Source organism: Thalassobaculum sp. OXR-137 (assembly GCF_034377285.1).
Lineage (GTDB): Bacteria > Pseudomonadota > Alphaproteobacteria > Thalassobaculales > Thalassobaculaceae > Thalassobaculum.
Genome location: NZ_CP139715.1, coordinates 2,756,195 through 2,780,539, shown reverse-complemented (window position 1 = coordinate 2,780,539; position 24,345 = coordinate 2,756,195). Strand labels below are relative to the sequence as shown.

Sequence of the window (24,345 nt, the reverse complement as noted above, 5' to 3'; positions counted from 1 at the left end):
GACGGGGCTACCCGGTTGCGAGAAGCCGGGTCGCCCGCTGCTTGGCGCGTTCCCAGGCGTCGGGATTGCGGATGTTGGCCGGCTGCTCGGCGTTGAACACCGTCAGCATGGTGCGCGCCACCGTCATCGCGCTCTCCTTCATGAAGCCGCGGGTCAGGCCGCCCACATGCGGGGAGAGGATGATGTTGTCGAGCTGGCACAGCGGATTGTCCGCCCCCACCGGCTCGACCTCGAACACGTCCAGCGCCGCCGCCCGGATCCGGCGGGCGCTCAGCGCCTTGTGCAGGGCGTCCTGGCTGACGATCTTGCCGCGCGCGGTGTTGATCAGGCAGGCATGCGGCTGCATCGCCTCGAAGGCCGCGTCGTTGAACATGTGGTGGGTCTCGTCGTTCAACTCGGCATGCACCGACACGTAGTCGGCGCGGGCCAGCAGATCGGTCAGGTCGGACACCATCTCGATGCCGAGATCGTTGGCGGCACCCGCATCGACGTAGGGGTCGTAGGCGATCACGTCCATATCGAAGGCGCCCATGCATTTGCGCGCCATCTCGGTACCGATCTGGCCGAGGCCGACGATGCCCAGCACCGACTGGTCCAGGTCCTTGATCGTGTTGGTCTCGCTCAGCCGGTCGGACCAGCCCTTGCCTGAGCGCACCATGGAATCGTGCTCGAAGCCGTGCCGCGACAGGCTCATCATCATGAACAGCGCGTGCTCGGAGACCGGAATCTTGCCGAAGCCCGGGTTGTTCACGACGATCACCCCGGCCTCGGTCGCGGCCGCGATGTCGATCGCATCGGTGCCGCGGCCGGACGAGCAGACCACCAGCAGGTCTTCCGCCGCCGCAATGACCTCCGCATCCACCTTGTTGGGATAGCGGCCGCAGATGCCATGGGCACCCTTGGCCGCCGCCAGCACCGCGTCCCGGTCGGGGCGGATCAGCAGTTCGACATCCACATGGGCACGCAGATGCTCCTCCCCGCCCGGGTGGTAGAGCGGATCGATCAGTAAGGCCTTGTGACGCACGGAAATTCCCTTCAGTCGAGTGTTCCCTCCAGGGCGTTCCGCAGGACCGTCGCCATGTCCGCCGCACTCATCGGCTTCGGATTGCTGCCCGTTGACGGGTCTTTTTCGGCGGCCGCCGCGATTTCATCGACCCGGTCCGGATCGACGCCCAGTTCCCTTGCAGTATGAGGGATATCGAACTGCTTGCGCAGGTCCAGAATCCACTCCATCACCCCGTCGATCCCGGATTTCTTCAGCCCGAGATAGGCCGACAGCCGCTCGCACTTGTCGGCGATCGCATCGCGGTTGAAGGCGATCACATAGGGGAAGAACACGCCGTTGGTCAGGCCGTGATGGGTGTCGAACCGCGCACCCACGGGATGGCTGAGCGAGTGGATGGCGCCGAGGCCCTTCTGGAACGCGGTGGAGCCCATGGAAGCCGCCGCCAGCATCATGCCGCGCGCCTCCAGGTCGCGTCCGTCCTCGACCGCCCGCGGCAGGTATTCCTTGATCAGCCGCATGCCCTCCACCGCCACGCCGTCGGAGAACGGGTGAAGCTCCGGCGAGCAGAAGCCCTCGAAGCAATGGGCCAGCGCATCGATTCCCGTCCAGGCGGTCAGGTTGGCCGGCAGGCCGACCGTGAGCTGCGGATCCTCGATCACGATGGTCGGCATCATTCGGGCATGCAGGAAGATGCGCTTCTCGTGCACCTCCTCCTCGGTGATCAGCGAGGCACGGCCGGTCTCGGACCCGGTGCCGGCGGTCGTCGGCACGGCGATGATCGGGGCGATCTTCGAACCGTCGATGGCGGCCGGTCCGCCGGCTTTGACATGCAGGTCGAACAGCGGACGGTCCTGATAGGCGGCCATGGCGATGGCCTTGGCGGCATCCAGGGCCGAGCCGCCGCCGAAGCCGATCACACCGTCGAAATCGCCGTCCCGGAACATCTCGCAGCCCTCGGTCACGTTCGCGCCGATCGGGTTGCCACGCACGCGCGAAAAAACCTCCGCCGCCATGCCCGCATCCTGCAGGTCGTCGCGCGCGCCGGTGATCATCGAATTCCGGACCAGGCCGGCATCGGTCACGATCAGCGGGCGTCGGATTCCCGCGTCCGCGCAAGCATCCGCCAGCCGGTCGATCTCGCCCACACCGAAGCGGATCTCAGTCGGATAGCGCCACACGCCGCTCGGGAAATTGGCCATCACGGCTCCTCCGTCCCTCAGTGTTTGAATCCTGTCGTTTGACAGTGACCGTACCGCCCGCCCGCGACGGCCACAAGCAGCTACAAGACAGCCGAATTTTCGACAGATCGATTGCCGAATCCGAGCTATGCGGTTTGCGCTTAACTGCATTGCAGGCGTCAGCCGGATTTCCGCGCAAATCCCGCTTGATGTTCTCTGCGCGTACGTTAAATGGCGTTTCTTGACGATAGGCGCCCAAGCAGGCGTGAGATCGTCCGTTTCATAGGCACCCCATGGGGGGGTTCCGTGATCCTCAAAGGAGGCGACCATGACGAAGGACGAAATGATCCGGGCTTACAATCGAAATGCCGCCTCCTGGCCGGCGCTGGTCTTCGTGTACGGCATTCTGCTCGGCACGATGTTCCTGTCGGCGGCGGCCATTTCCTGAGCTGACGGGTCGGGGCACTGCCGCCGGCCATCTCTCACAGAGCGGAAATTCCAGCCCGCGACCGGCAACGGTCGGGGGCTTTCGCTATTGGTGGTCCGCCTTGCCGCCGACGCCGATCCGGCCGATCCCGGGCAGGCGCAGGGCCGGCTGCGCGACGTCCACGCCGATGCCGAGACCGAGCAGGTTGAGCTCGATCCCCTCGGCCGGCGCCACGATCAGCCCGGCCAGCCCCAGCAGACTCACCTGAAACCCGCGCCCGCTCGGCGCGTGGCCGATGGGATCGCTGAGCGGCCGGAAGTCCTTGCCGATCGCCGTGGGCGGCAGGTCCAGGCCGAGATCCGGCACCCGGCGCGCGACGAAGGCGACGAAGGTGTTGCTGTTGGGACCGGGGAAGGTCCGATAGGTCTCGGGCCAGGGATAGGCGGCGACCGCCTCGCGGATCTGCGGGATCAGCGCCGCCGCCTTGTCGCCCCGGATATCCGCCAGGACCTGCGGCTCGCGGCCGAACCACCGGTGGTCCGGGCCGTCGTAATTGTGCCGAACCACCCGGCCGCTGCCCCAGCCCATGACGTCCCAGCGGTCATAGCGCGCCGCGTCGGCGTCCTTGACCGCGATCCAGGCATGCACGGCGAAGATGCCGCGCCAGCCATAGGTGGGGGCGGCATAGACCTGCACGACCGCTTCCGGGGTGGTGCGCGGATCCGGGGCGAGGCCGGCGGAACTCCGGTCGGCCCGGTGCCAGGGTTCGGTGGCCCAGGAATGGCTGGCGCCCTTCAGCAGAAGCGGGCCGACCATGGCCATGGCCGCGACCGCCAGGGCGAACTTGGCGACCGCGCTCATCCGGTCGCGGAATCCAGTCCCGCCGCCGCGATCCCGGCGACCGCGCAGGCTTCATCCCGATCGGATGTATCGCCGGAAATGCCCACGGCCGCGATCACGTTCCCGGCCTTGTCCTTCACCAGCACGCCGCCGGGGGCCGGTATCAACCGCCCGCCGATCATGCCGTTCACCGCATCGAGAAACACAGCACCCTTGTCCTTCACCCGATTGGCCAGCTCCCGGCTGCCGAACCCCATGGCGAGAGCCCCGTAGGCCTTGCCGATGGCGATTTCCGGCCGGTGCATGCTGGCGCCGTCCTGCCGTTCGATCGCACGGATATGGCCCCCGGCATCGAGCACGGCAACCGCCAGCGGCTTCAATCCCAGCTCGGCGGCCTTGGCGAAGGCCCCGGCGATGATCGCCCGGGCCTCGTCTAGGGAGAGTTCGGAAGTGGGGATGGGCAAAACAGACCTCTCCGGTCAGGGTTCCAGAACGGAAATCAGCTCCTCTACAACGCGCAGGATGCTCAGAACCGTCGCGGTTTCTCTCAAAACCTCAGGGGCGAAGACAACATCGCCGTTCGGCGCTCCGAACCGGCTGCGGCCAGGCGCGCAAGCCAATAGGCGTTCCGCCCAGTGCGCACGGACAGCCGCGTCGGTCAGAGCATCGTTCCGCATCAGGTAGGAAAGGGAAATGGTGATCGAGCCAGTCCATTTCACAAACAGCGGATAGGGCGCGCGGCTGACATTCGGCAGTTTCAATCCAAGGGAGGGGCTCTGCGCCGCCGTCGCGAAGATCTCTCCGCGCTCCCTCATGAAAGAAATGATCGCATCAATCCCGGCAGCGACCTCGGATCCGTGATGTCCCAGAAAATGGTCGCGCCACACTTCGGGAGTGGGACGCTCTCGTCTGACTGAAGCCGGGCTTCGGCGCCGCGAGGCCGTCTCGCCCTTTCGCTGCACCTCCAGGACGTTGCCTGACGAACCACTATGGCGCCTAATCTCGACCGCCATGACGTCGACCGAGATCATTTGCCGGTTGAGGAACTCGACGATGCGCTGGAGGGACGGCGGCACGATGTCCATCACGAACACCAGCCGGAGTCTCCCTTCCCGCAGATTGGTTTCCACCAGATCCCAGAAGGCCTCCGGGTCGGCATCTTCGACCCCGAGGAAGTCCGACAAGGCGGCGCCCGGTTCCTGGCCTTCAGCCACCAGAGGTGCCTCAAACGCCTGACGCAAAAGACCCCCGCTCCAATGCAATGGGGCATTCGCGGCGTAATCGAGGATCTGACCGGCGACCTGGCGGCGCGCCTCTGTATTGGTCGCCCGCTTTACCTCGACAATGGTCGGAACGCCGTCCTGATCGACGAACAGATGATCGATATAGCCAGTGGCGTCGCCGCCGGCGATGTCAGAGCCCTGGATGGGGACCGACATCTCCCGGCGGATCAGCAGCCAACGCTTACCCCCGTCGTCATCCGCCGAGAGAAGGTCTGGGTGCTGGGCAAGCAACGCCTGAAGCTCAGCCTCCGTGCCGTAAGGTTCTACCTGCATGGGCGACAGCCGACCGTCTCCGTCGATCTGCATCAGCGTCGCCATGCCGGAGTCCCCTCAGTTCATCCGGAACAGCTTGCCCGGGTTCATGATGTTGTCCGGGTCGAGGGCCTGCTTGACCGCGCGCATCACCGGGATCGCTTCCGGCAGTTCGGCGGCCAGGAACTCCATCTTGCCGTAGCCGACGCCGTGCTCGCCGGTGCAGGTGCCGTCCATGGACAGGGCGCGCAGGACCATGCGGTCACTATGCGCCTTGGCCAGATCCAGCTCGGCCTGGCTCTCCGGGTCGATGACGTAGACCAGATGGAAGTTGCCGTCGCCCACATGGCCGACCAGCGGGGCCAGCAGGCCGGTCTCGGCCAGGTCCTTCTTGGTCTCCGTGATGCACTCCGCCAGGCGCGAGATCGGCACGCAGACATCGGTCGGCCAGCCCTTGGCGCCCGGCCGCAGGGACAGGGCGGCGTAGAACGCGTTGTGCCTGGCCTCCCACAGCTTGTTGCGGTCTTCCGGCTTGGTCGCCCATTTGAAATCGGTCCCGCCGAAATCGGCGGCGATGGCCTGGACGGTCTCCGCCTGCTCGACCACGCCGTTCTCCGAGCCGTGGAACTCGAAGAACAGCGTCGGGCGGGCGGTGTAGCCCTCCAGCTTGGAGTAGGAGATACAGGCGCCCATCTGGGTGTCGTCCAGCAGTTCCATGCGGGCCACCGGCACGCCGGACTGGATCGTCAGCACGCAGGTGTTCACCGCGCTCTCCAGGTCGTCGAACTGGACGACGGCGGACGAGATCGCCTCGGGAATGCCGTAGACCTTGAGCTGGACCTCGGTGATGACGCCCAGGGTGCCCTCGGAGCCGACGAACAGTCGGGTCAGGTCGTAGCCGGCGGCCGACTTCTTGGCCCGGCGCGCGGTCTTCACGATGCGGCCGTCGGCCATGACGACCGTCAGGCTCATGACGTTGTCGCGCATGGTGCCGTAGCGCACCGCGTTGGTGCCGGACGCCCGGGTGGCGCACATGCCGCCGATGGAGGCGTCGGCGCCGGGATCGATCGGAAACATCAGGCCGGTGTCGCGCAGATGTTCGTTGAGCTGCTTGCGGGTCACGCCGGCCTGCACGCGCACGTCCAGGTCCTCGGCGTTCACCTGCAGGATCTTGTTCATCTCGGAGACGTCGACCGAGAGCCCGCCGCGCATCGCCGCGATGCCGCCCTCGAGCGAGGTGCCGACGCCGAAGGGAATGACCGGCCACTTATGCTTGGCGCAGATCGTCACCACCTGCGACACCTCCTCGGTGCTGCGGGCGAAGAACACCGCGTCCGGCGCCATGGTCGGGTGGTAGCTCTCGTCGGTGCCGTGGCGGTTGCGGATGTCCCGGCCGGTGACGATCCGCTCGGCCCCGAAGGCGGCGATCAGGTCGGCCATGGCGGCATCGCGGGCGGTGGCGTTGGACGGCTGGGCATCGACCTGCATGGTCTTCTACTCCTTCTGCGGACCGGGGCGATCCGACTGACTCTCGGCACGGACCGCAGACGCTAACGACAGCGGCACCGGGGGACAAGGCGGCGGCTCCTTCATACTGCTCCGGCGACCAGCGACCAAGCATCGCATTCAAACCGGCTCGGCCATGGCCTAGTGACCGCGCGCGCCGGTCGATACCGGGACGAAAGCGGCCGGTCACCCTTGTTCTGGTCAATGCACGTTTACCAAATCTTCAAGGGCTATCCCGCAGGATGGCCTGGAAACCGACCGTGGCGAAAGGCTCAGAGGCAGTTGCCCGAGCCCCACGGCTACTTGGGATGAGAGACATGTGGTCCGCCATCAAATCTGCGTTCACCGGCGACAGCGAACGCCGCGTCGCCCCGCGGGTGGCTGCGATCGGCACCGTGACCATCGACAGCACCCAATTCACGCTGGAGAATTGGAGCCTGTCGGGCATCCTCATCTCCGGCCATGACGGCCGGCTGATCAAAGGTCAGAAGTTCAAGATGACCGTCGACGTCCGCGACGAGGGCCGCGCCATCATCTTCACCGCCGAGGCGGTCGTGGTGCGCGTGGCCGGCGACAAGCTGGCGGCGCAATTCTACCATATCGACAAGCTCAAGAAGAAGGCGATCGCCGAGTACTTCGCCCTCAAGACCGGGCACCGCTGACCGCTTCGACCGTGGAACCGACGCCGCACAGCGAGCGTTGACCGGGGGCCCTGCGGACGCCAAACTCCGGCCGCTCTACCGCAGGCAATTTTACGGGTCGGGGACGGCGTGAGCATCTGGGGAAAGATCATCGGGGGTGCCGCGGGTTTCGCCATCGGCGGCCCGATCGGCGCGCTGCTGGGCGTGGTCGGCGGCCATGCCATCGACCGCTATGCCGAAGAGCAGACGATCGACGAGGAGTCGGCGACCAAGAAGATCGCCTTCACCATCGGCGTGATCGCGCTCGGCGCCAAGATGGCCAAGGCGGACGGCGTGGTCACCCGGGACGAGATCTCCGCCTTCCGCGACGTGTTCCGCGTCCCCCCGGAAGAGATGAAGAATGTCGGCCGCGTCTGGGACATGGCGCGCCAGACCAGCGACGGGTTCGAAGCCTACGCCCACCAGATCGCCCGGCTGTTCAATCCCGGCTCCCCCGTCCTGGAGGAGCTGATCGGCAGCCTGTTCCACATCGCCCGGGCCGACGGCGTCATTCACGACAGCGAGGTGGTCTATCTGCGGCGGGTGGCCGAGATCTTCGGCTTCAACGATGTGGATTTCGACCGGCTCCGGGCCATCTATGTGGGCGACAAGGGCGACGACCCCTACTCGGTCCTCGGCATCCGCCACGACGTCTCGGACGAGGAGGCCCGTGCCGCCTATCGCCGGCTGATCCGCGAGCACCACCCGGACCGGCTGATCGCCCAGGGTCTGCCGGACGAGCTGGTCTCGGCGGCCACCGAGCGCATGGCGTCCTTGAACGCGGCGTGGGATAGGATCAAGAAGGCGCGGGACATGTCCTGACCTGACGCCACCTGACCAGAAGAAAGCCCGATTCATGGCTACAGCAACAGACCGAGCGGCCCCTCCGGCCGTGGCCCTGCGTGGGGCGGGCCTCGGTTTCGGCGGCAATCCGCTGTTCTCAGGAATCGACCTCCCGGTGGCGAAGGGCGACCGAATCTGCCTGGTCGGCCGCAACGGGTCGGGCAAGTCGACGCTGATGAAGGCGCTGGCGGCGGAGATCGACGTGGACAGCGGCGACCGGTTCGTGAAGCCGGGCGCCCGCGTCGTCTATCTGCCTCAGGATCCGCGCCCGCCGCGCGACATGACCGTGTTCGCGTACGTCGAGGGCGGCCTGCCGCCGGCGACCGACAACGCCCCGCGCGACCATCTGGTGGATGCCGCCATCGCCGGCCTGTCGCTCGACGGCGGGCGGACCATGGGCGGCCTGTCCGGCGGCGAGGCGCGCCGCGGCGCCCTGGCCCGCGCCCTGGTCTCCGAGCCCGACGTGCTGCTGCTGGACGAGCCGACCAACCACCTGGACCTGCCGACCATCGAGTGGCTCGAGGACATGCTGGAGGGCCTGGACGCCGGGCTGCTGATCATCAGCCACGACCGCGCCTTCCTGCGCCGGCTGGCCAACCGCACCCTGTGGCTGGAGCGCGGCCAGCTCCACCGCCTCAACGACGGCATCGACGCCTTCCCCGACTGGGCGGAGAAGCTGATCGCCGACGAAGAGGTGCAGGCCCACAAACTGAACCGGCAGATCGCGGAAGAGACCCGCTGGCTGCGCGAGGGCCTGACCGCCCGGCGCAAACGGAACATGGGCCGGGTACGCGGTCTGCTCGACCTGCGCCAGGAGCGGGCGGAGCGGATCAAGCGCCCGGAAGGCATGAAGATCGACGCCGGCGAGGCAAGCCGCAGCGGCAGCCTGGTCATGGAGGCGATCAACCTCTCCAAGCGCTACACCGACGAGCGGGGCAAGGAGAAGGTGGTCGCCGACGACATCTCCTTCACCGTGCGGCGCAAGGACCGGATCGGCATCATCGGGCCGAACGGCGCCGGCAAGACCACACTGCTGCGGATGCTGCTGGGTCAGGAGGAGCCGGACAGCGGCCGGGTGAAGATCGGCTTCGGCGTCGATTCGATCTATTTCGACCAGAAGCGCGAACAGCTCAATCCTGTCGATACCCTGTGGTCCACCCTCTGCCCCGGCGGCGGCGACAGCGTGGAAGTGCACGGCAAGAAGAAGCACGTGGTGTCCTACCTGCGCGAGTTCCTGTTCTCCGACCGGCAGGCCACCGCCAAGGTCGCCACCCTGTCGGGCGGTGAGCGCAACCGTCTGCTGCTGGCCAAACTGTTCGCCCAGCCGCACAACCTGATGATCCTGGACGAGCCGACCAACGACCTGGACGTGGAGACCCTCGACCTCCTGCAGGAGGAGGTCTCCGACTACGACGGCACCGTGCTGCTGGTCAGCCACGACCGCGACTTCCTCGACCGCACCGTCACCTCGATCATCGCGGTCGAGGGCGAGGGCCGGATCCGGGAATATGTCGGCGGCTATCAGGACTATCTGGCGGAACGGCGCCGCACCGAGAAGCCGGCCGAGACCGCCGCCGCCAAGAGCGCGAAGGCCAAGCCGGCGGCCGAAAAGCCTCGGACCCGAAGCACCAAGATGTCCTACAAGGACGGCCGCGAACTGGAACTGCTGCCGGAGCGCATCGCCAAGCTGGAGGCGGAGATCGCCAGGCTCGGCGAGGAACTGGCCGATGCCGACCTGTTCAGCCGCGACCCGAAGACCTTCCAGGCCAAGAGCGCCCGCCTCGTCGCTGCCCAGGACGAACTGGCCGCCGCAGAGGACCGCTGGCTGGACCTGGAGGCGTTGAAGGAAGAGCTGGAAGGCGCCCGGTAGCCGACTAACCTAGGCCGGCAGGAGACCCGTCGTTCGGTAGGTGTCGATCAGGTCGTCATAGAGCGCGATATCCGAGCGGCTTCGCGCCATGAGCTGGGCGCCCGCCACGGCGGCGAAGATGGCTCGGGCCCGGTTTTCGCTATCCTCCGGGCTCAGCCTCCGCGTTGCGGATAAGGCTTTCGCCAGCCACGCCACATTGACGTCGGCAAAGGTCCGGACCTCGGCCTTCACGGCCTCCGGCAGGTCGTCGGATTCCGCCGCCATGAAGCTGCACAGGCACATGCGGTTCTCGCTCTCCAGCGCTTTGCGGAATATCGCCGGATAGGCGCGCAGGCAATCGAGCGGCGCCGCATCGCCCGCCGACAGGGCGTCGAGGTGCGCCGCCGTGTCCTCCCAATAGCGCCGCGCGACCGCGGCACCCAGATCCGCCTTGGACGGGAAGTAGTAGTGAATACTTGCCGCCTTGATCCCGACCTCCTCGGCCAGATCGCGGAAGTTCAGGCCGCCATACCCACGCGCCTGCGCCGTCCTCCTGGCCGCTGCCAGGATGGCCTCCCGAGCATTTGACTTCATGTCCCCACCTCGGCGCGCTTCCGTCACCTATCTATCAAGTGACAGATAGACGTTGACCGGAGAAATAGGAAGCCTTAGCTGTTTATCTATCAAGTGACAGGTAGACAGAGGCGGCACCCATGAAGATCCACGACTGGCATACCGGCCCCTACCCGGCCCGAGTCCGCATTGCCGTCGCCGAGAAAGGCCTGCACTCCCAGGTGACGTTCGTGTCGGTCAATCTCCGCAAAGGCGAGCATAAGCGGCCCGAGTTCCTGGCAAAGAACTACTCGGGCACCCTGCCCGTCCTGGAACTCGAGGACGGCACCTTCATCGCCGAGTGCACGGCGATCACCGAATATCTCGACTCGCTGGTGGGCAGTCCGACGCTGACCGGCACCACCCCGCGCGAGAAGGGCGTGATCCACATGATGAGCCGGCGTGCCGAGCTGGAAGTGCTCGACGCCATCAGCGTCTATTTCCACCACGCCACACCGGGTCTCGGCCCCGATGTCGAACTCTACCAGAACCCCGACTGGGGGCTGCGGCAGCGCGACAGGGCGCTTCGGGGCATGCGCTATTTCGACGAGGTTCTGCGGCGGCAGCCGTTCGTTGCGGGTGAAGCATTCTCGATGGCCGATATCAGCCTGATCGGCGGTCTGATCTTCGCCGAGCTGGTCAAACTGCCGGTGCCGGCGGAATGCGACGCTCTTGAGGCCTGGTATGCCCGGATGCAGGAGCGCCCCAGCGTCAGAAACCGGCTGACCCTGTCGGACCCCGCCGAGGCGCCGGTTTGAGAGCGGCCCTCAGTCCGATTTGAAATCCTGGTGGCAGGCCTTGCAGGTCTTTGCGAGCCGGCCGAAGGCGACCCGAGACTCCGTCTCGCCCGTGTCCGCCACCGCTGCCAGCACCGATGCCCGGGTCCCGAGGTCATCGGCCTTGGCCTCGAATTCCGGCCAGTGGCGCCAGATATCCGCCTTCGCCTCGCTCGGATGGTCAGTCGAGCCTTCCGGGAACAGGCGCAGCATATGGCCGCCGGAGTGGGCCTCGATGCGACTCGCCGCGGCCGCGATCTCGGCGGGATCGAAGGGCGTCTCGCCGTTGAACATGGCGGCCAGCTTCTTCATCTCGCCGCCGAGCGCCTTCATGAGGTCCATCCGCTCCTTCACCACCCCGGTGGCCCCGGAATGGGCCTGGACGACGGACACCGGCAGCAGACCGAAAACGAGCAGCGCGCACAGGCCGGCAGAAACGGTGGGGATCAGATATCGGCGCCTGGGGTCGCTCCTCGGCTGAGCTGCACCCGGCCGGCGCCGGTTACCCTCCGGCGGCGCGGGCGTTAAGGGCATTGTGGCGCGCCCGGATCTCCGGCGGCCACGTGCTCTTGATATAGGACAGCACCGCCAGGATGTCGCGATCGCTCAGGACCTCGGCGAAACCCGGCATGTCGGACAGATAGGCGGGGTCGTTCACCAGCGCGGCCGGCCCGTATTTGGTCAGGGCGAACAGGACATCGTCGGGATGATGCCAGGTATGGCCGCTCGGATCGTGCGGCGGCGCCGGCAGGCGGCCGTCGGCGCGGCGCTGCTGCCAGTCGGGCTGGCCTTCCAGGGCGACACCATGGCAGCTCGCGCAGGCATCGCGGTAGATCCGCTCCCCGTCCGCGACCAGCGCGGCGTCGTCCGGATCGAGCCGCAGGCCGTCCGCATCGCTCCCCCGCTCGCCCCCGGCCGTCAGCAGAAGCACGCCGACCGCCACAAGAAGGATTGCCGTCCCCGCCGCCAGCGTCAGAACGCGCCCCGTCATCCACCCCAAACACCCCTCCTCCGCCCGTTGGCCGCCTGTCGTCATCGACCGCCGGATGCTGCGGCTTCCAGCAACGGGAAGGTCAAGCGCCACCCCCAAACGTCCCGCGAATTTCCCGAATTCCACTAAACCGCCACATTTAGCGCGGCATAAACACGGCGCTCCTGGGAAAAACCTGCTGGCCGGCGACGGAATCCGACGCTGCCGCACGTTCTGAGCCGAACCCTCTAACCCAAGGAATCGCCATGCTATCGACTGCAGCCCTGTCGCCTTTCCTGGCCATGTTCCTCATGGCCGCGCAGGGCAACCTCCCCGATCCCGCCCCCGATGCGCGCCGCGAGTTCGCGCCGGCGGTGATCGTCTCCGCACCGATCGAGGCGCCGGCCGCCCGTCGCGCCCCGGTTCCCTCCGAACTGACCGAGAGGCCGGAGCCAAGCAAGCAGATCGAGAACTGATCCGCTTCCATAACCGCGCTGGACGGCGCCGGGTGTTCGCCCTATCACTCGCGCCATGTTCCTTCTCATTGCTGCAGCGCAAACGTCGTGAGGCCGGTCGACATCCTCCTGGCGGTCGCGGTGAACGTCGCCTGGGGCCTCAACTTCGCAGTGACCAAGCTCGGGCTCGGCGAAATGCCCCCCATGCTTCTGGTTGCCCTGCGGTATGGATTGACCGCCCTGCTGCTGAGCCCCTGGCTCAAGTGGCCGCACGGCCAGTTCGGGCAGGTCGCGGCGATCTCCTTCACCCTGGGGTTCCTGCATTTCGCCCTGATGTTCACCGGCTTGAGCGGCATCGACGCGTCCGTCGCGGCCATCGCCGTGCAGATCCAGGTGCCGTTCTCCGCCCTGCTCGCCTTCCTAATCTTCCGCGACAAGCTCGGCTGGCGGAAGGCGCTGGGCGGCGGCCTCGCCATCGGCGGGATCGTGCTGATCGCCGGTGCGCCCAATGAGGCGCCGGATCCGTTCTATCTCTCGCTGACCATCCTGGCGGCCCTGTGCTGGGCCGTGTCGGCGATCCAGGTGAAGCGGCTGGGCCAGATCGACACCATGACCCTGAACGCCTGGATCGCCGTGCTGGCGGTTCCGCAACTCCTGCTCGGCTCGGCCCTGATCGAGGGCGACCGCTGGGGCGAGGCGCTCGATGCCGGGTTCTGGGGCTGGGCCTCCGTCGTCTACATGGCGGTGGCGGTGACGGTGTTCGGCTACGGCCTGTGGTATCGTCTGATCCAGCGCTACCCGGTGACGACGATCATGCCGCTTTCATTGCTCGCCCCGACCTTCGGCGTCGCCGCCGGGATCTTCATCCTCGGCGAGCCGGCGACCCTTGAGAAATTCATCGGCGGCGCCCTGACGCTGGTCGGCGTGGCGATCGTGATCCTGACACCGCCCGAAAAGCCGGCCCCCGTCGTGGCGGAGGACAAGCCGGACTCGGCCCAGGGATGAATGAGGGCTCAGGATGATCGAGCGGCCCTCCCCCAACCACGGCGAGCGGCGCGGTCCCCTGGACATGCTGCTGCTGCACTATACGGACATGGTCCGGGCCGAGGATGCGGTCGACCTGCTCTGCGACCCCGCCGCCCAGGTCAGCGCCCATTACGTGGTCGGCGAGGACGGCCGGGTCTGGCGGTTGGTCGACGAGGAGCGCCGCGCCTGGCACGCTGGCGTGGCGTGGTGGGCCGGGGAAACCGACGTCAATTCCCGCTCCATCGGCATCGAGATCTCCAACCCGGGCCACAGCCACGGCTATCGGCGTTTCCCCGAGGCGCAGATGCTGGCCGTCATGGCCCTGTGCCGGGACATCGTCGCCCGCCACCGGATTCCCGCCCATCGGGTGCTCGGCCACAGCGACGTGGCGCCGGGGCGCAAGATCGATCCCGGACACCTGTTCGACTGGATCGGCCTCGCCCGCGGCGGCATCGGTCTGTACCCGGACACGCTCTCCCCGGCCGAAATGGACGAAGCCGCGGCGGTCGCCGCTCTGGCCTGGATCGGCTATCGCACGGGCGCCGCGTCCTTCGACGATCCGGTGTCGCGGATGGCGCTGGACGGGTTCCGCCGCCACTGGGAGCCGCTGTCCCTGGGCAAGCCATACGATCCACGCGGGGCGGCCATGCTGCAACAGGTGGCAGAAATGTGCCTACCGCCTGAAAAACCGTTTGCATAACAGATCGTTCGTTCATACGTTCCGCTCACCGACGCAAACGCACGTGCCACTGGCCCCATAGCGGTTAAGCAACGACGAGAGGCGTCTCTTTTCACAACCCCGTCCCTTAGGTGGGCGGTTGCGAAGGGGGAACCCCACGATGCTGCAACCCGAAGCGGGCGTGCGCGCCCGTCTCCGTACCTCAACCGATACCCGTCGTCCGATTCCGGCGTCAAAGCCGCTGCTGAGCCTCGTGCCGGCCGCGACCCCGCCGCGCGGCGAAGTCACGGACGCGATCCGCGAGTATTTCGCGGCGACCGCCCATGAACACCCGGTCCTCGCCGTCGACCTGTCGGTCGTCGAGTGGAACTACCGGGCGCTGGCCCGGGCCCTGCCGGAGACCGCGATCTACTACGCGGTGAAGGCGAACCCGGCCAATGGCGTGGTCGACCGGCTGGCCGCGCTCGGCTGCCGCTTCGACGTGGCCAGCCGCGGCGAGATCGAGCTGTGCCTGGCGCGCGGCGTCGATGCCTCGCGGCTGTCCTTCGGCAACACCATCAAGAAAGAGCGCGACATCGCCTTCGCCCATTCGGTCGGCGTGCCGCTGTTCGCCTTCGACGCCGAGGAAGAGCTGGAGAAGCTCGCCCGCAGCGCGCCGGGTGCCGAGGTGTTCTGCCGCATCCTGACCTCCGGCGAAGGGGCCGACTGGCCGCTGTCGCGGAAGTTCGGCTGCACCCCGGCCATGGCCGCGATCCTGCTGCGCAAGGCCGCCGAACTGGGCCTGACCCCGCGCGGCGTGTCCTTCCATGTGGGCTCGCAGCAGAGCGATCTGGCCCAGTGGGACGGCGCACTCGCCGAAACCGCCGCCCTGTTCACCGAGCTGGCGCAGGATGGAATCGAGCTCGACCTGGTCAATATCGGCGGCGGCTTTCCGGCCCGCTACCGTGACGACGTCGCCGAGGCGGAAGCCTATGGCAACGCCATCATGGCCGCGCTGGAGAAGCACTTCGCCGGCATGGGCATCACCACCATCGCCGAGCCGGGCCGCGGCCTTGTCGGCGACGCGGGCGTGATCCGCTCCGAAGTCGTTCTGGTGTCGAAGAAGGACGCCGGCGAGGACGAGCGCTGGATCTATCTCGACATCGGCAAGTTCTCCGGTCTCGCCGAGACCATGGACGAGGCGATCAAGTACCGGCTGACCGCGACCCGCGAGGGTTCGGAGCTGACCGGTGCCACCGGTCCGGTGATCCTGGCCGGCCCGAGCTGCGACAGCGCCGACATCCTGTATGAGAAGGCCGGCTACGCCATGCCGATGTCCCTGCGGGCGGGCGACGAGGTGCTGATCCTGGCGACCGGCGCCTATACCTCGACCTACTCGTCGGTCGGCTTCAACGGCTTCCCGCCGCTGGAGACCGTCTGCGTCTGACGCACCGACCCTGCATCCCGTTCAGGAGACGCCCGCCCTCACCGGCGGGCGTTTTCGTTACTGGGACCGGTCGGGCGCCGCCTTTGCTTGACGGGCCGGGACCGGAGGCTTACCTCTCGCCGCGTTCAGACGGTCGGGCGGCCGCCGGTGCCTGCAAGGGCATGGGAGGAAAGTCCGGGCTCCACGGGAACACGGTGCCGGGTAACACCCGGCGGGGGCGACCCCAGGGACAGTGCCACAGAAAGCAAACCGCCCATGCCCCCGGATCTCGGTCCGGGGCCTTGGGTAAGGGTGAAAGGGTGCGGTAAGAGCGCACCGCGAGACCGGTAACGGGATCGGCACGGTAAACCCCACCGGGAGCAAGACCGAATAGGGATGACCGGCTGACTCGCAAGAGGGCAGCGGACGCGTTCCCGCGTCGTCGTCCGGGTAGGTCGCGCGAGGCGGTCGGCAACGACCGTCCCAGATGAATGGCCGTCGCCCCGGATCTCGGTCCGGGGGACAGAACCCGGCTTACAGACCGTCTGAACCTTCCGCTTTTTCCGGAACCGTCCCATGCCATCCCATGGCCGGGTCCCATGCCATCCCATCTCGGGATCCCACGCGGCCCGTTCCAGGCCGGGCATGCCAAACCGGAACATTTCATGAACAGTATTCGCGAAACGTCCTCTTACCGGGCCGAACGGCTCTGCTTTCTCGCCTAACGGTTTTTCTTCGTTTCACAGAACGAACCCCCGGCCTGGCGCGGAAAACGCCTGTAAAACCCAAGCAATTGAGGTGAGTTCCCATTGACCCCCATAATGTCCCATGATATCCCATCATATCCCATGAAAGACGGTGGGCGCTCCACGCCCGCTGGATTTCACCGGCCCGATCCGTATCGGGGGACACGCTCGAAGCCGGTCACGGGAACAAGGAGGTCGAGGCCGCAAGGTCGTAGGGGAATAACGCCGGGCAACCGGCACGCGAGGGCACGGGTGGCGGTTTTTCTGTCCACATTCGCGAACAGGATCGACAAGAAGGGCCGGGTCTCGGTTCCTGCGACGTTTCGTGCCGCCCTCGAACAGGAGCGCTCCGGAAGCGTCATCCTGTATCCATCTTTCAAGCACCCCTGCCTCGAAGGCTGCGGGGACGAGAGGATCGAGCAGATCGCCGAATCCATCGACGCGCTCGACGCGTTCTCCGAGGAAGCCGAGAATCTTCAGACCATTCTGGCCGACAGCGTGCGCCTGACCATCGACGGCGACGGCCGCATCATGCTGCCCAAGGATCTGGCCGACTTCGCCGGCATGGGCGAGACCGCGATGTTCGTCGGCCTCGGCAAGAGCTTCCAGGTGTGGGAGCCGGCCGCGTTCGAGGCACACCGCAACGCCGCCCGCCAGCGTGCCCGCGACAAGGGTGCCACCCTGCGCATCGTGAAGCCGCAGGACGGAGGCGGGCGATGACCGGCCCCCTCCACATCTCCGTTCTGCTGGCCGAGGTCGTGACCGCCCTCGCTCCCAAGGCCGGCGAATGCCATCTCGACGGCACCTTCGGCGTCGGCGGCTACACCCGCGCCATTCTCGACAGCGCGCCCTGCACCGTTCTCGCCGTGGACCGCGACCCCGACGCGATCGCCCGCGCCCGGATCCTGGCGGGCGAGATCGACGGTACGACCGGCGCCCGGCTGATCCCCCTGCACGGCCGGTTCAGCGAGATGGATCTCCTGGCCAAGGGCGCCGGCTTCCCCACCGTCGACGGCATCGCTCTCGATCTCGGCGTCTCCTCCCCGCAGATCGACGAGGCCGAGCGCGGCTTCTCCTTCCGCTTCGACGGCCCGCTGGACATGCGCATGGAGCGCGACGGTCCGACGGCGGCCGACGTGGTCAACGAGGCGAGCGAGAAGGAACTGGCCGACATCATCTTCCATCTCGGCGAAGAGCGGTATGCCCGCCGCGTCGCCAAAGCGATCGTCACGGCACGGACGACGACGCCCATCCGGCGGACCGGCGAGCTTGCCGAGCTTGTCCGCCGGGTGGTGCCGTCCGCCCCGGATCGCAACATCGACTCCGCCACCCGCACCTTCCAGGCCCTGCGCATCCACGTGAACCGGGAACTGGAAGAGCTCGACCAGGGGCTGGAAGCCGCCGAGCGGTTGCTGGCGCCGGGCGGGCGGCTCGCCATCGTGAGCTTCCATTCGCTGGAGGACCGGCGGGTGAAGACCTTCCTGCGCCAGCGCTCCGGCCGCACCGCGAACCCCTCGCGCCACACCCCCGACGCCATCGCCGGCAAGCGCGCCGAGCGGGAGCCGACCTTCACCCTTACCAGCACCCGCCCGATCGCCCCGACGGACGAGGAGATCGCGCGCAACCCCCGTGCCCGCTCCGCCCGTCTTCGGGTCGGTCACCGCACGGATGCCCCGGCCTGGACCGGGCAGGAGGCAGCGTGATGCGTCGCGTAACGATCCTTTGGTTCCTCGTCTCCACCTGCCTCGGGGTTGCCCTCTTCCTGGTCAAGTACGAGGTGCAGGACCGCGAGGAGCGGCTCGCCGCCCTCCACCGCGAGATCCTGGCCAACCAGGAGGCGGTGCACGTGCTGGAGGCCGAGTGGTCCTATCTGAACCGCCCGGCCAACCTGGAGGCGATGGTCCGCCGCCACCTGGATCTGGTGCCGCTGGACACCAGCCGCCTGGGACAGATCGAGCAGCTTCCGATCCGCCTGCCCGGTCTCGACGGCACCGACACCATGAACGTGGGGATCAGCGACCCGTCCGCCGCCGGCGTGGCGACCGCCGCCCTGCCGGCCTTCGCGCCGCCGGCGCCGCTGCCGCGTCCGATCGCCATCTCCGCGAAGGTGCGGCGATGAGCGAGATGTCGCAGATCCGGGCCGGCAAGTCGGTTCGGCTGGAGGGCGTCGCCAAGCAGGCGCTCGAGATCGGCCGCAACCGGCTGATCCTGGCCGGCTGCCTGCTGACCCTGGCCTTCACCGCGGTCGGCGGCCGGGTGATCGAGCTGTCCGCCCTGCGCGACCACAACGAGCCGACGGTGCCGACCGCCGCCGCCGATGCCGCCCTGCAGACCGGCCGGGCCGACATCGTCGACCGCAACGGCCTGCTGGTGGCAACCTCCCTGCGCACCCCCTCGCTCTACGCCGACCCGACGGAGGTCCTGGACCCGGCCCGCGCCGCGCGCCGGCTGACCACCGTGCTGACCGACCTCGCCGTGCCGGAGGTCGAGGCCAAGCTGCGGGCCAACCGCCGATTCGTCTGGCTGAAGCGCAGCCTGACCCCGCACGAGCAGTACCGGGTCAACGCGCTCGGCATTCCGGGCCTGCATTTCATGGACGAGTGGAAGCGGATCTATCCGCAGAGCTCGCTGATGGCCCATGTGGTCGGCTTCACCGACATCGACGATCGCGGCATTTCCGGCATCGAGCGGTCGTTCGACGAGGTCCTGCGCGGCGGCCGCGAGCCGCTGCACCTGTCCGTCGACCTGCGGATCCAGCACATCGTGCGCCAGGAACTGGCCCACCAGATCACCAGCTTCGAGGCGATCGGCGGCACCGGCATCGTGCTCGACGTGCGCACCGGCGAGACCGTCGCCATGGTGTCGCTGCCCGATTTCGACCCGAACATGGCCGCCGACATGAGCGACGACCAGCGCTTCAACCGCGCGACGCTCGGCGTTTACGAGATGGGCTCAACCTTCAAGATCTTTAACACCGCCATGGCGCTCGACGCCGGCACCGTGACCCTGCGCGACGGCTACGACACCAGCAAGCCGATCAAGATCGCCCGCTTCACCATCAACGACTTCCATGGCGAGAACCGCTGGCTGTCGGTGGCGGAGATCTTCAAGTACTCCTCCAATATCGGCTCGGTGAAGATGGCGATGGATGTCGGCACCGAGCGGCAGCAGGACTTCATGGGCCGCCTGGGCATGCTGCAGCCGATGTCCGTCGAACTGCCGGAGCGCGGCTACCCGCTGGTCCCGTCGCCCTGGCGTCCGATCAACACCATGACGATCTCCTTCGGCCACGGCATGTCGGTCAGCCCGATGCACCTGGCGGCAGGCGTGGCGACGGTCATGAACGGCGGCATCAAGCGGCCGACAACCCTGCTGAAGACCACCGGCCGGGTGATCGGCGAGCAGGTGATGAAGCAGTCCACCTCGGAGGCCATGCGCAAGCTGATGCGTCTGGTGGTGGTCGACGGCACCGGCCGCAACGCCGACGCGCCGGGCTACCTGGTCGGCGGCAAGACGGGCACGGCGGAAAAGGCCGGCGGAGGCCGCGGCTATGCCCGCAAGTCGCTGATCTCCTCCTTCGTCGCCGCCTTCCCGGTGAACGATCCGAAATACGTCGTTCTGATCATGGTGGACGAGCCGAAGGGCCAGAAGTTCAGCCATGGCTACGCCACCGGCGGCTGGGTTGCCGCCCCCGCCGTCAAGCGCATCGTCGAACGGGCCGCCCCCCTCCTCGGTGTGGCGCCGGTGGACATGGATGCGCCCGAGATTCGCCGCGATCTGCTGGTCGATTTACCCGATGCTGGAGGTAAACGACTTGCGTCTTTCTGATCTCATCAACGCCCAGAGCGCAGCCCCGAACACCACCCCTGCGGCCCTGGTCGCCGGCGATCCGGAAATCGTCGGGCTGACCGCCGACAGCCGCGAGGTGCAGCCGGGCTACCTGTTCGCCGCCCTGCCGGGCTCCAGGCTCGACGGCCGCACCTATATCGCCGTTGCCGTGGCCAAGGGTGCCGCCGCCGTGCTGACCACCCCGGACGTCGCCGAGTGCGCGGTCGGGTTGGTGCGCGACGCCGATCCGCGCCGCCGCCTCGCCCGGATGGCCGCCCGATTCTACAGCCCGCAGCCCGAGACCGTGGTTGCGGTGACCGGCACCAACGGCAAGACGTCGGTGGCCGAGTTCACCCGCCAGATCTGGAACGGCGCCGGGTATTCCGCCGCCTCCATCGGCACCCTCGGCCTGACCGTGGACGGCGAGACCACCGGGCCGAGCCTGACCACGCCGGATCCGGTGCGCCTGCATCAGGTACTGCACGAGCTCGCCCATGTGAGCGTCGATCACGCAGCCCTGGAAGCCTCCAGCCACGGGCTGGATCAGGCCCGCCTGGACGGGGTCGAGATCGCCGCCGCCGCCTTCACCAACCTGACCCGCGACCATCTCGACTACCACGGCGACATGGACGCCTACCGCACCGCCAAGCTCGGCCTGTTCGACCGGGTCATGGCGCCGGGCGGGACGGCCGTGCTGAACATGGATTCCCCGGAATTCGACAAGTTCCGCGAGGCGGCCGAACGCCGCCGCCACCGGGTGATGAGCTACGGCATGCGGCCGGGCGCCGAGCTGCGCCTGGTCGAACGGCGCGCCCTGCCGACCGGCCAGGCGCTGGAGATCGCCGTCGGCGGCCGCTCGCATCTGGTGGAACTCGGACTGATCGGCGACTTCCAGGCCTGGAACGTGCTCGCCGCCCTGGGCCTGACCCTCGGCAGCGGAACGCCGATGGAACTAGCCCTGGAGGCGCTGCCGGCCCTGACCGGCGTGCGCGGCCGCATGGAGCGGGTCGCGGTGCTGGACAACGGGGCCGCGGTCTATGTCGATTTCGCCCATACCTCCGACGCGCTGGAAACGGTGCTGAAGGCGGTCCGGCCGCATACGAACGGCGAACTCTGGTGCGTGTTCGGCTGCGGCGGCGACCGCGATCCGGGCAAGCGTCCGATGATGGGGGCGGCGGTCGCGAAATACGCCGACCGACCGATCGTTACCGACGACAACCCGCGCTCCGAGAACCCGGCCCTGATCCGCGCCGCAACGCTCGCCGCCTGCAGGGGCGGCGTGGAGATCGGCGACCGCCGCACCGCGATCCACGAGACCGTCGCCCGGCTCGGATCGGGCGACGTGCTGGTGATCGCCGGCAAGGGCCACGAGCAGGGGCAGGAGATCCAGGGGGTCAAGCACCCCTTCGACGACGCCACCGTGGCGCGCGAGGCGATTGCCCAAATCTCTGGCGCCGCCGGGGCAGGTGCCGCATGACCGTGCTGTGGACCCGCGACGCCGCCGTCGAGGCGACCCAGGGCAAGCCGATCGGCCCGGACTGGTCGGCGACCGGCGTGACCATCGACAGCCGCAAGATCGCGGCCGGCGACCTGTTCGTCGCTCTGCCGGGCGAGCGGGTGGACGGCCATGACTACGTCGCCGCCGCCCTGAAGGCCGGTGCCGCCGCCGCCCTCGTCTCCCGGATCCCGGAAGGTCTGGACGACGCGCCGCTGCTGGTGGTCGAGGACGTGCTGGCTGGGCTGGAGGATCTGGCCCGCGCCGCCCGCGCCCGCTCCCGCGCCCGGATCGTCGCGGTGACCGGCAGCGTCGGCAAGACCGGCACGAAGGAAATGCTGGCCGCCTGCCTGGCGGTGTACGGCAAGACCGTGGCCAGCGTCGGCAACCTGAACAACCACATCGGCGCCCCGCTCTCCCTGGCCCGCCTGCCGCAGGACTGCGACTTCGCGGTCTTCGAGCTGGGCATGAACCACGCCGACGAGATCCGGCCGCTGACCCGGCTCGTGGCCCCCCACGCCACGATCATCACCAATGTCGAGCCGGTGCATATCGAGTTCTTCGACGGCATCGACGGCATCGCCGACGCCAAGGCGGAGATCCTCGAAGGGCTCCAACCCGGCGGCGTCGCGGTGCTGAACGCCGACAACGGCAGTTTCGAGCGCATCCGGGCACGGGCCCGCGTCCTCGGCGTCGACCGCATCGCCACCTTCGGCCAGGGCGCCACCTGCGACGTGCGCGGGATCGCCATCGAACCGGGCTCCGACGGCACCCGGGTGACCGCCGCCGTGGCCGGAACCGACATGACCTGGACCGTCGGCGGCATCGGTGAGCACTGGGGCTTCAACAGTCTCGGCGTGGTGGCCGTGCTGCACGCCCTGAAGCTCGACCTCGCCGCCTGCCTCGACCGGCTGGCGACCGTCTCCGCCATGCGCGGCCGCGGCGGCCAGATCACCCTCGGCACCGCCGATGGCGGCTCCGCCCTGCTGATCGACGAAAGCTACAACGCCAGCCCGCCCGCCGTACGCGCCGCCCTGTCCGTCTTCGCCAACACCCCGGCGAGCCGTCGGATCCTCGTGCTCGGCGACATGCGAGAACTGGGTGCCACCGCCCCCGCCGCCCATGCCGGGCTCAAGGACGCCGTCGAGGCGGCGCGGCCGGACGCGATCTACCTCTGCGGCGATGCCATGGCCCACCTGCGCGACGCGCTGGGCCGGGATCGCGTGACCGAATGGACCGAGACCGCCGACGCGCTGGCCGCAGCGGTCGCGGCCAATGTGAAGGATGGCGACGTGGTGCTCATCAAAGGATCCCTCGCCATGGGCATGAAGGCGATCGTCTCCGCCGTGGAAGCCGCCGGCTCCCCCGCCCCGCGCCTTCAGGCCGGGGGGCGCTGAGCCATGCTGTACAACCTTCTCGCTCCCTTCGCCGACCAGTTCCAGGCCTTCAACCTGTTCCGCTATCTGACATTCCGCACCGGCGGGGCGACGATGACGGCGCTGTTCATCGCCTTCGTGATGGGGCCGGCCGTCATCCGCTGGCTCAAGAGCCGGCAGGCCGACGGGCAGCCGATCCGCGAGGACGGTCCGGAAAGCCACCTGCTGACCAAGAAGGGCACGCCGACCATGGGCGGCCTGCTGATCCTGATCGCGCTGGTGGTGTCCACCCTGCTCTGGGCGAACCTGTCGAACCTGTATGTCTGGGCGACCCTGATGGTGACCCTGGGCTTCGGCGCGATCGGCTTCTGCGACGACTGGCTGAAGCTGACCAAGAAGAACACCAAGGGCCTGCCGGGCAAGCTGAAGCTCGCCTTCCAGATCGCCATCTCCACGGCGGCGGCGCTGGCCATCACCTCGACCTTCGAGGAGCCGCTGACCTTCAGCCTGGCGGTGCCGTTCTTCAAGGACCTGCTGCTGAACCTGAGCTGGTTCTTCATCCCCTTCGCGGTGTTCGTGATGATCGGCGCGTCGAACGCGGTGAACCTGACCGACGGGCTCGACGGGCTGGCGATCGTGCCGGTGATGATCGCCGGCGGGGTGTTCGCGCTGATCTCCTACCTGGTCGGCAACGCGGTCTTCGCCAACTACCTGCAGATCCACCACGTGCCGGGCACCGGCGAGCTGGCCGTCGTCTGCGGCGCGCTGATCGGCGCCGGTCTCGGCTTCCTGTGGTTCAACGCCCCGCCGGCCATGGTGTTCATGGGCGACACCGGCTCCCTGTCCCTGGGCGGCGCGCTCGGCGCCATCAGCGTGATCACCAAGCACGAGCTGGTGCTGGCCATCGTCGGCGGCCTGTTCGTGCTGGAGACGGTCTCGGTGATCGTCCAGGTCGCCTCGTTCAAACTGACCGGCAAGCGCGTCTTCCGCATGGCGCCGCTGCACCACCACTTCGAAAAGAAGGGCTGGCAGGAGCCCACCATCGTCATCCGGTTCTGGATCATCGCCATCATCCTGGCGCTGGTCGGCCTGTCCACGCTGAAGCTGAGGTAG

24 protein-coding genes and 1 other RNA gene are annotated in these 24,345 nt (G+C 67.8%); 16 read left to right on the top strand and 9 right to left on the bottom strand.

Annotated features, from left to right (window positions below):
- Window positions 1-7 precede the first annotated feature (7 nt).
- The 6 genes from T8K17_RS13135 to T8K17_RS13110 all read right to left on the bottom strand — a co-directional run bounded on the left by T8K17_RS13135 (window position 8) and on the right by T8K17_RS13110 (window position 6,474).
- Window positions 8-1,024 (bottom strand): hydroxyacid dehydrogenase, encoded by a 1,017-nt coding sequence (locus tag T8K17_RS13135; protein WP_322330182.1) that lies wholly within the window; start codon window positions 1,022-1,024, stop codon window positions 8-10.
- A gap of 11 nt (window positions 1,025-1,035) precedes the next feature.
- Window positions 1,036-2,205: an iron-containing alcohol dehydrogenase gene (locus T8K17_RS13130; protein ID WP_322330181.1), complete on the bottom strand. Its 1,170-nt coding sequence runs from the start codon at window positions 2,203-2,205 to the stop codon at window positions 1,036-1,038.
- A gap of 511 nt (window positions 2,206-2,716) precedes the next feature.
- The gene (locus tag T8K17_RS13125) at window positions 2,717-3,472 is read right to left on the bottom strand and encodes a DUF3750 domain-containing protein (RefSeq protein WP_322330180.1); all 756 of its coding nucleotides are present in this window, start codon (window positions 3,470-3,472) and stop codon (window positions 2,717-2,719) included.
- Window positions 3,469-3,915 carry a heme-binding protein gene (locus T8K17_RS13120; RefSeq protein WP_322330179.1) on the bottom strand — a complete coding sequence of 149 codons (447 nt, stop codon included), beginning with the start codon at window positions 3,913-3,915 and terminating at the stop codon, window positions 3,469-3,471. Before T8K17_RS13120 ends, T8K17_RS13125 begins: the two co-directional genes overlap by 4 nt.
- A 15-nt stretch (window positions 3,916-3,930) precedes the next feature.
- The gene (locus T8K17_RS13115; protein WP_322330178.1) at window positions 3,931-5,052 is read right to left on the bottom strand and encodes a hypothetical protein; all 1,122 of its coding nucleotides are present in this window, start codon (window positions 5,050-5,052) and stop codon (window positions 3,931-3,933) included.
- A gap of 12 nt (window positions 5,053-5,064) precedes the next feature.
- On the bottom strand, window positions 5,065-6,474 hold the full coding sequence (locus tag T8K17_RS13110) for an FAD-binding oxidoreductase (protein ID WP_322330177.1): 1,410 nt from the start codon (window positions 6,472-6,474) through the stop codon (window positions 5,065-5,067).
- Between the two features lie 335 nt (window positions 6,475-6,809).
- Between T8K17_RS13110 and T8K17_RS13105 the strand changes: the two genes are divergently transcribed.
- The 3 genes from T8K17_RS13105 (at window position 6,810) to T8K17_RS13095 (ending at window position 9,885) form a co-directional block, all read left to right on the top strand.
- Window positions 6,810-7,154 carry a PilZ domain-containing protein gene (locus T8K17_RS13105; protein ID WP_322330176.1) on the top strand — a complete coding sequence of 115 codons (345 nt, stop codon included), beginning with the start codon at window positions 6,810-6,812 and terminating at the stop codon, window positions 7,152-7,154.
- 108 nt (window positions 7,155-7,262) lie between these two features.
- The gene (locus T8K17_RS13100; protein ID WP_322330175.1) at window positions 7,263-7,994 is read left to right on the top strand and encodes a TerB family tellurite resistance protein; all 732 of its coding nucleotides are present in this window, start codon (window positions 7,263-7,265) and stop codon (window positions 7,992-7,994) included.
- A gap of 34 nt (window positions 7,995-8,028) precedes the next feature.
- Entirely contained in the window at window positions 8,029-9,885 is a 1,857-nt protein-coding gene (locus tag T8K17_RS13095) for an ATP-binding cassette domain-containing protein (protein ID WP_322330174.1), read from the top strand.
- Window positions 9,886-9,894: 9 nt separating this feature from the next.
- On the opposite strand, the gene T8K17_RS13090 is transcribed toward T8K17_RS13095, so the two are convergent.
- Window positions 9,895-10,458, bottom strand: a complete 564-nt coding sequence (locus tag T8K17_RS13090; protein ID WP_322330173.1) for a TetR/AcrR family transcriptional regulator — start codon at window positions 10,456-10,458, stop codon at window positions 9,895-9,897.
- Between the two features lie 119 nt (window positions 10,459-10,577).
- On the opposite strand from T8K17_RS13090, the gene T8K17_RS13085 reads away from it, so the two are divergent.
- The gene (locus tag T8K17_RS13085) at window positions 10,578-11,234 is read left to right on the top strand and encodes a glutathione S-transferase (RefSeq protein WP_322330172.1); all 657 of its coding nucleotides are present in this window, start codon (window positions 10,578-10,580) and stop codon (window positions 11,232-11,234) included.
- A gap of 9 nt (window positions 11,235-11,243) precedes the next feature.
- Here T8K17_RS13085 and T8K17_RS13080 read toward each other — a convergent pair whose 3' ends face one another.
- Both T8K17_RS13080 and T8K17_RS13075 read right to left on the bottom strand, forming a co-directional pair.
- The gene (locus tag T8K17_RS13080; protein ID WP_322330171.1) at window positions 11,244-11,786 is read right to left on the bottom strand and encodes a cytochrome c; all 543 of its coding nucleotides are present in this window, start codon (window positions 11,784-11,786) and stop codon (window positions 11,244-11,246) included.
- Complete coding sequence (locus T8K17_RS13075) at window positions 11,755-12,243, bottom strand: cytochrome c (RefSeq protein WP_322330170.1); 489 nt, start codon at window positions 12,241-12,243, stop codon at window positions 11,755-11,757. Before T8K17_RS13075 ends, T8K17_RS13080 begins: the two co-directional genes overlap by 32 nt.
- Before the next feature lie 245 nt (window positions 12,244-12,488).
- On the opposite strand from T8K17_RS13075, the gene T8K17_RS13070 reads away from it, so the two are divergent.
- The 12 genes from T8K17_RS13070 (at window position 12,489) to mraY (ending at window position 24,345) form a co-directional block, all read left to right on the top strand.
- Complete coding sequence (locus T8K17_RS13070; protein WP_322330169.1) at window positions 12,489-12,698, top strand: hypothetical protein; 210 nt, start codon at window positions 12,489-12,491, stop codon at window positions 12,696-12,698.
- An 87-nt stretch (window positions 12,699-12,785) separates the two neighbouring features.
- Window positions 12,786-13,682, top strand: a complete 897-nt coding sequence (locus T8K17_RS13065) for a DMT family transporter (RefSeq protein WP_322330168.1) — start codon at window positions 12,786-12,788, stop codon at window positions 13,680-13,682.
- A gap of 13 nt (window positions 13,683-13,695) precedes the next feature.
- Complete coding sequence (locus T8K17_RS13060; RefSeq protein ID WP_322330167.1) at window positions 13,696-14,403, top strand: N-acetylmuramoyl-L-alanine amidase; 708 nt, start codon at window positions 13,696-13,698, stop codon at window positions 14,401-14,403.
- Between the two features lie 139 nt (window positions 14,404-14,542).
- Window positions 14,543-15,808 (top strand): type III PLP-dependent enzyme, encoded by a 1,266-nt coding sequence (locus T8K17_RS13055; protein WP_322330166.1) that lies wholly within the window; start codon window positions 14,543-14,545, stop codon window positions 15,806-15,808.
- A gap of 125 nt (window positions 15,809-15,933) precedes the next feature.
- An RNA gene (gene rnpB / locus T8K17_RS13050) (RNase P RNA component class A) lies at window positions 15,934-16,340 on the top strand.
- A gap of 445 nt (window positions 16,341-16,785) precedes the next feature.
- Window positions 16,786-17,253: a division/cell wall cluster transcriptional repressor MraZ gene (gene mraZ / locus T8K17_RS13045; RefSeq protein WP_322330165.1), complete on the top strand. Its 468-nt coding sequence runs from the start codon at window positions 16,786-16,788 to the stop codon at window positions 17,251-17,253.
- Window positions 17,250-18,236 carry a 16S rRNA (cytosine(1402)-N(4))-methyltransferase RsmH gene (gene rsmH / locus T8K17_RS13040; RefSeq protein ID WP_322330164.1) on the top strand — a complete coding sequence of 329 codons (987 nt, stop codon included), beginning with the start codon at window positions 17,250-17,252 and terminating at the stop codon, window positions 18,234-18,236. Before mraZ ends, rsmH begins: the two co-directional genes overlap by 4 nt.
- Window positions 18,236-18,652, top strand: a complete 417-nt coding sequence (gene ftsL / locus T8K17_RS13035) for a cell division protein FtsL (RefSeq protein WP_322330163.1) — start codon at window positions 18,236-18,238, stop codon at window positions 18,650-18,652. Before rsmH ends, ftsL begins: the two co-directional genes overlap by 1 nt.
- A complete protein-coding gene (locus T8K17_RS13030) occupies window positions 18,649-20,361 on the top strand; it encodes a penicillin-binding protein 2 (protein ID WP_322330162.1) in 1,713 nt (570 codons plus the stop codon). Before ftsL ends, T8K17_RS13030 begins: the two co-directional genes overlap by 4 nt.
- Window positions 20,348-21,838, top strand: a complete 1,491-nt coding sequence (locus T8K17_RS13025) for a UDP-N-acetylmuramoyl-L-alanyl-D-glutamate--2,6-diaminopimelate ligase (RefSeq protein ID WP_322330161.1) — start codon at window positions 20,348-20,350, stop codon at window positions 21,836-21,838. Before T8K17_RS13030 ends, T8K17_RS13025 begins: the two co-directional genes overlap by 14 nt.
- Window positions 21,835-23,253, top strand: a complete 1,419-nt coding sequence (locus T8K17_RS13020; RefSeq protein ID WP_322330160.1) for a UDP-N-acetylmuramoyl-tripeptide--D-alanyl-D-alanine ligase — start codon at window positions 21,835-21,837, stop codon at window positions 23,251-23,253. The genes T8K17_RS13025 and T8K17_RS13020 overlap by 4 nt, the downstream gene beginning before the upstream one ends.
- 3 nt (window positions 23,254-23,256) lie before the next feature.
- Complete coding sequence (mraY, locus tag T8K17_RS13015) at window positions 23,257-24,345, top strand: phospho-N-acetylmuramoyl-pentapeptide-transferase (RefSeq protein ID WP_322330159.1); 1,089 nt, start codon at window positions 23,257-23,259, stop codon at window positions 24,343-24,345.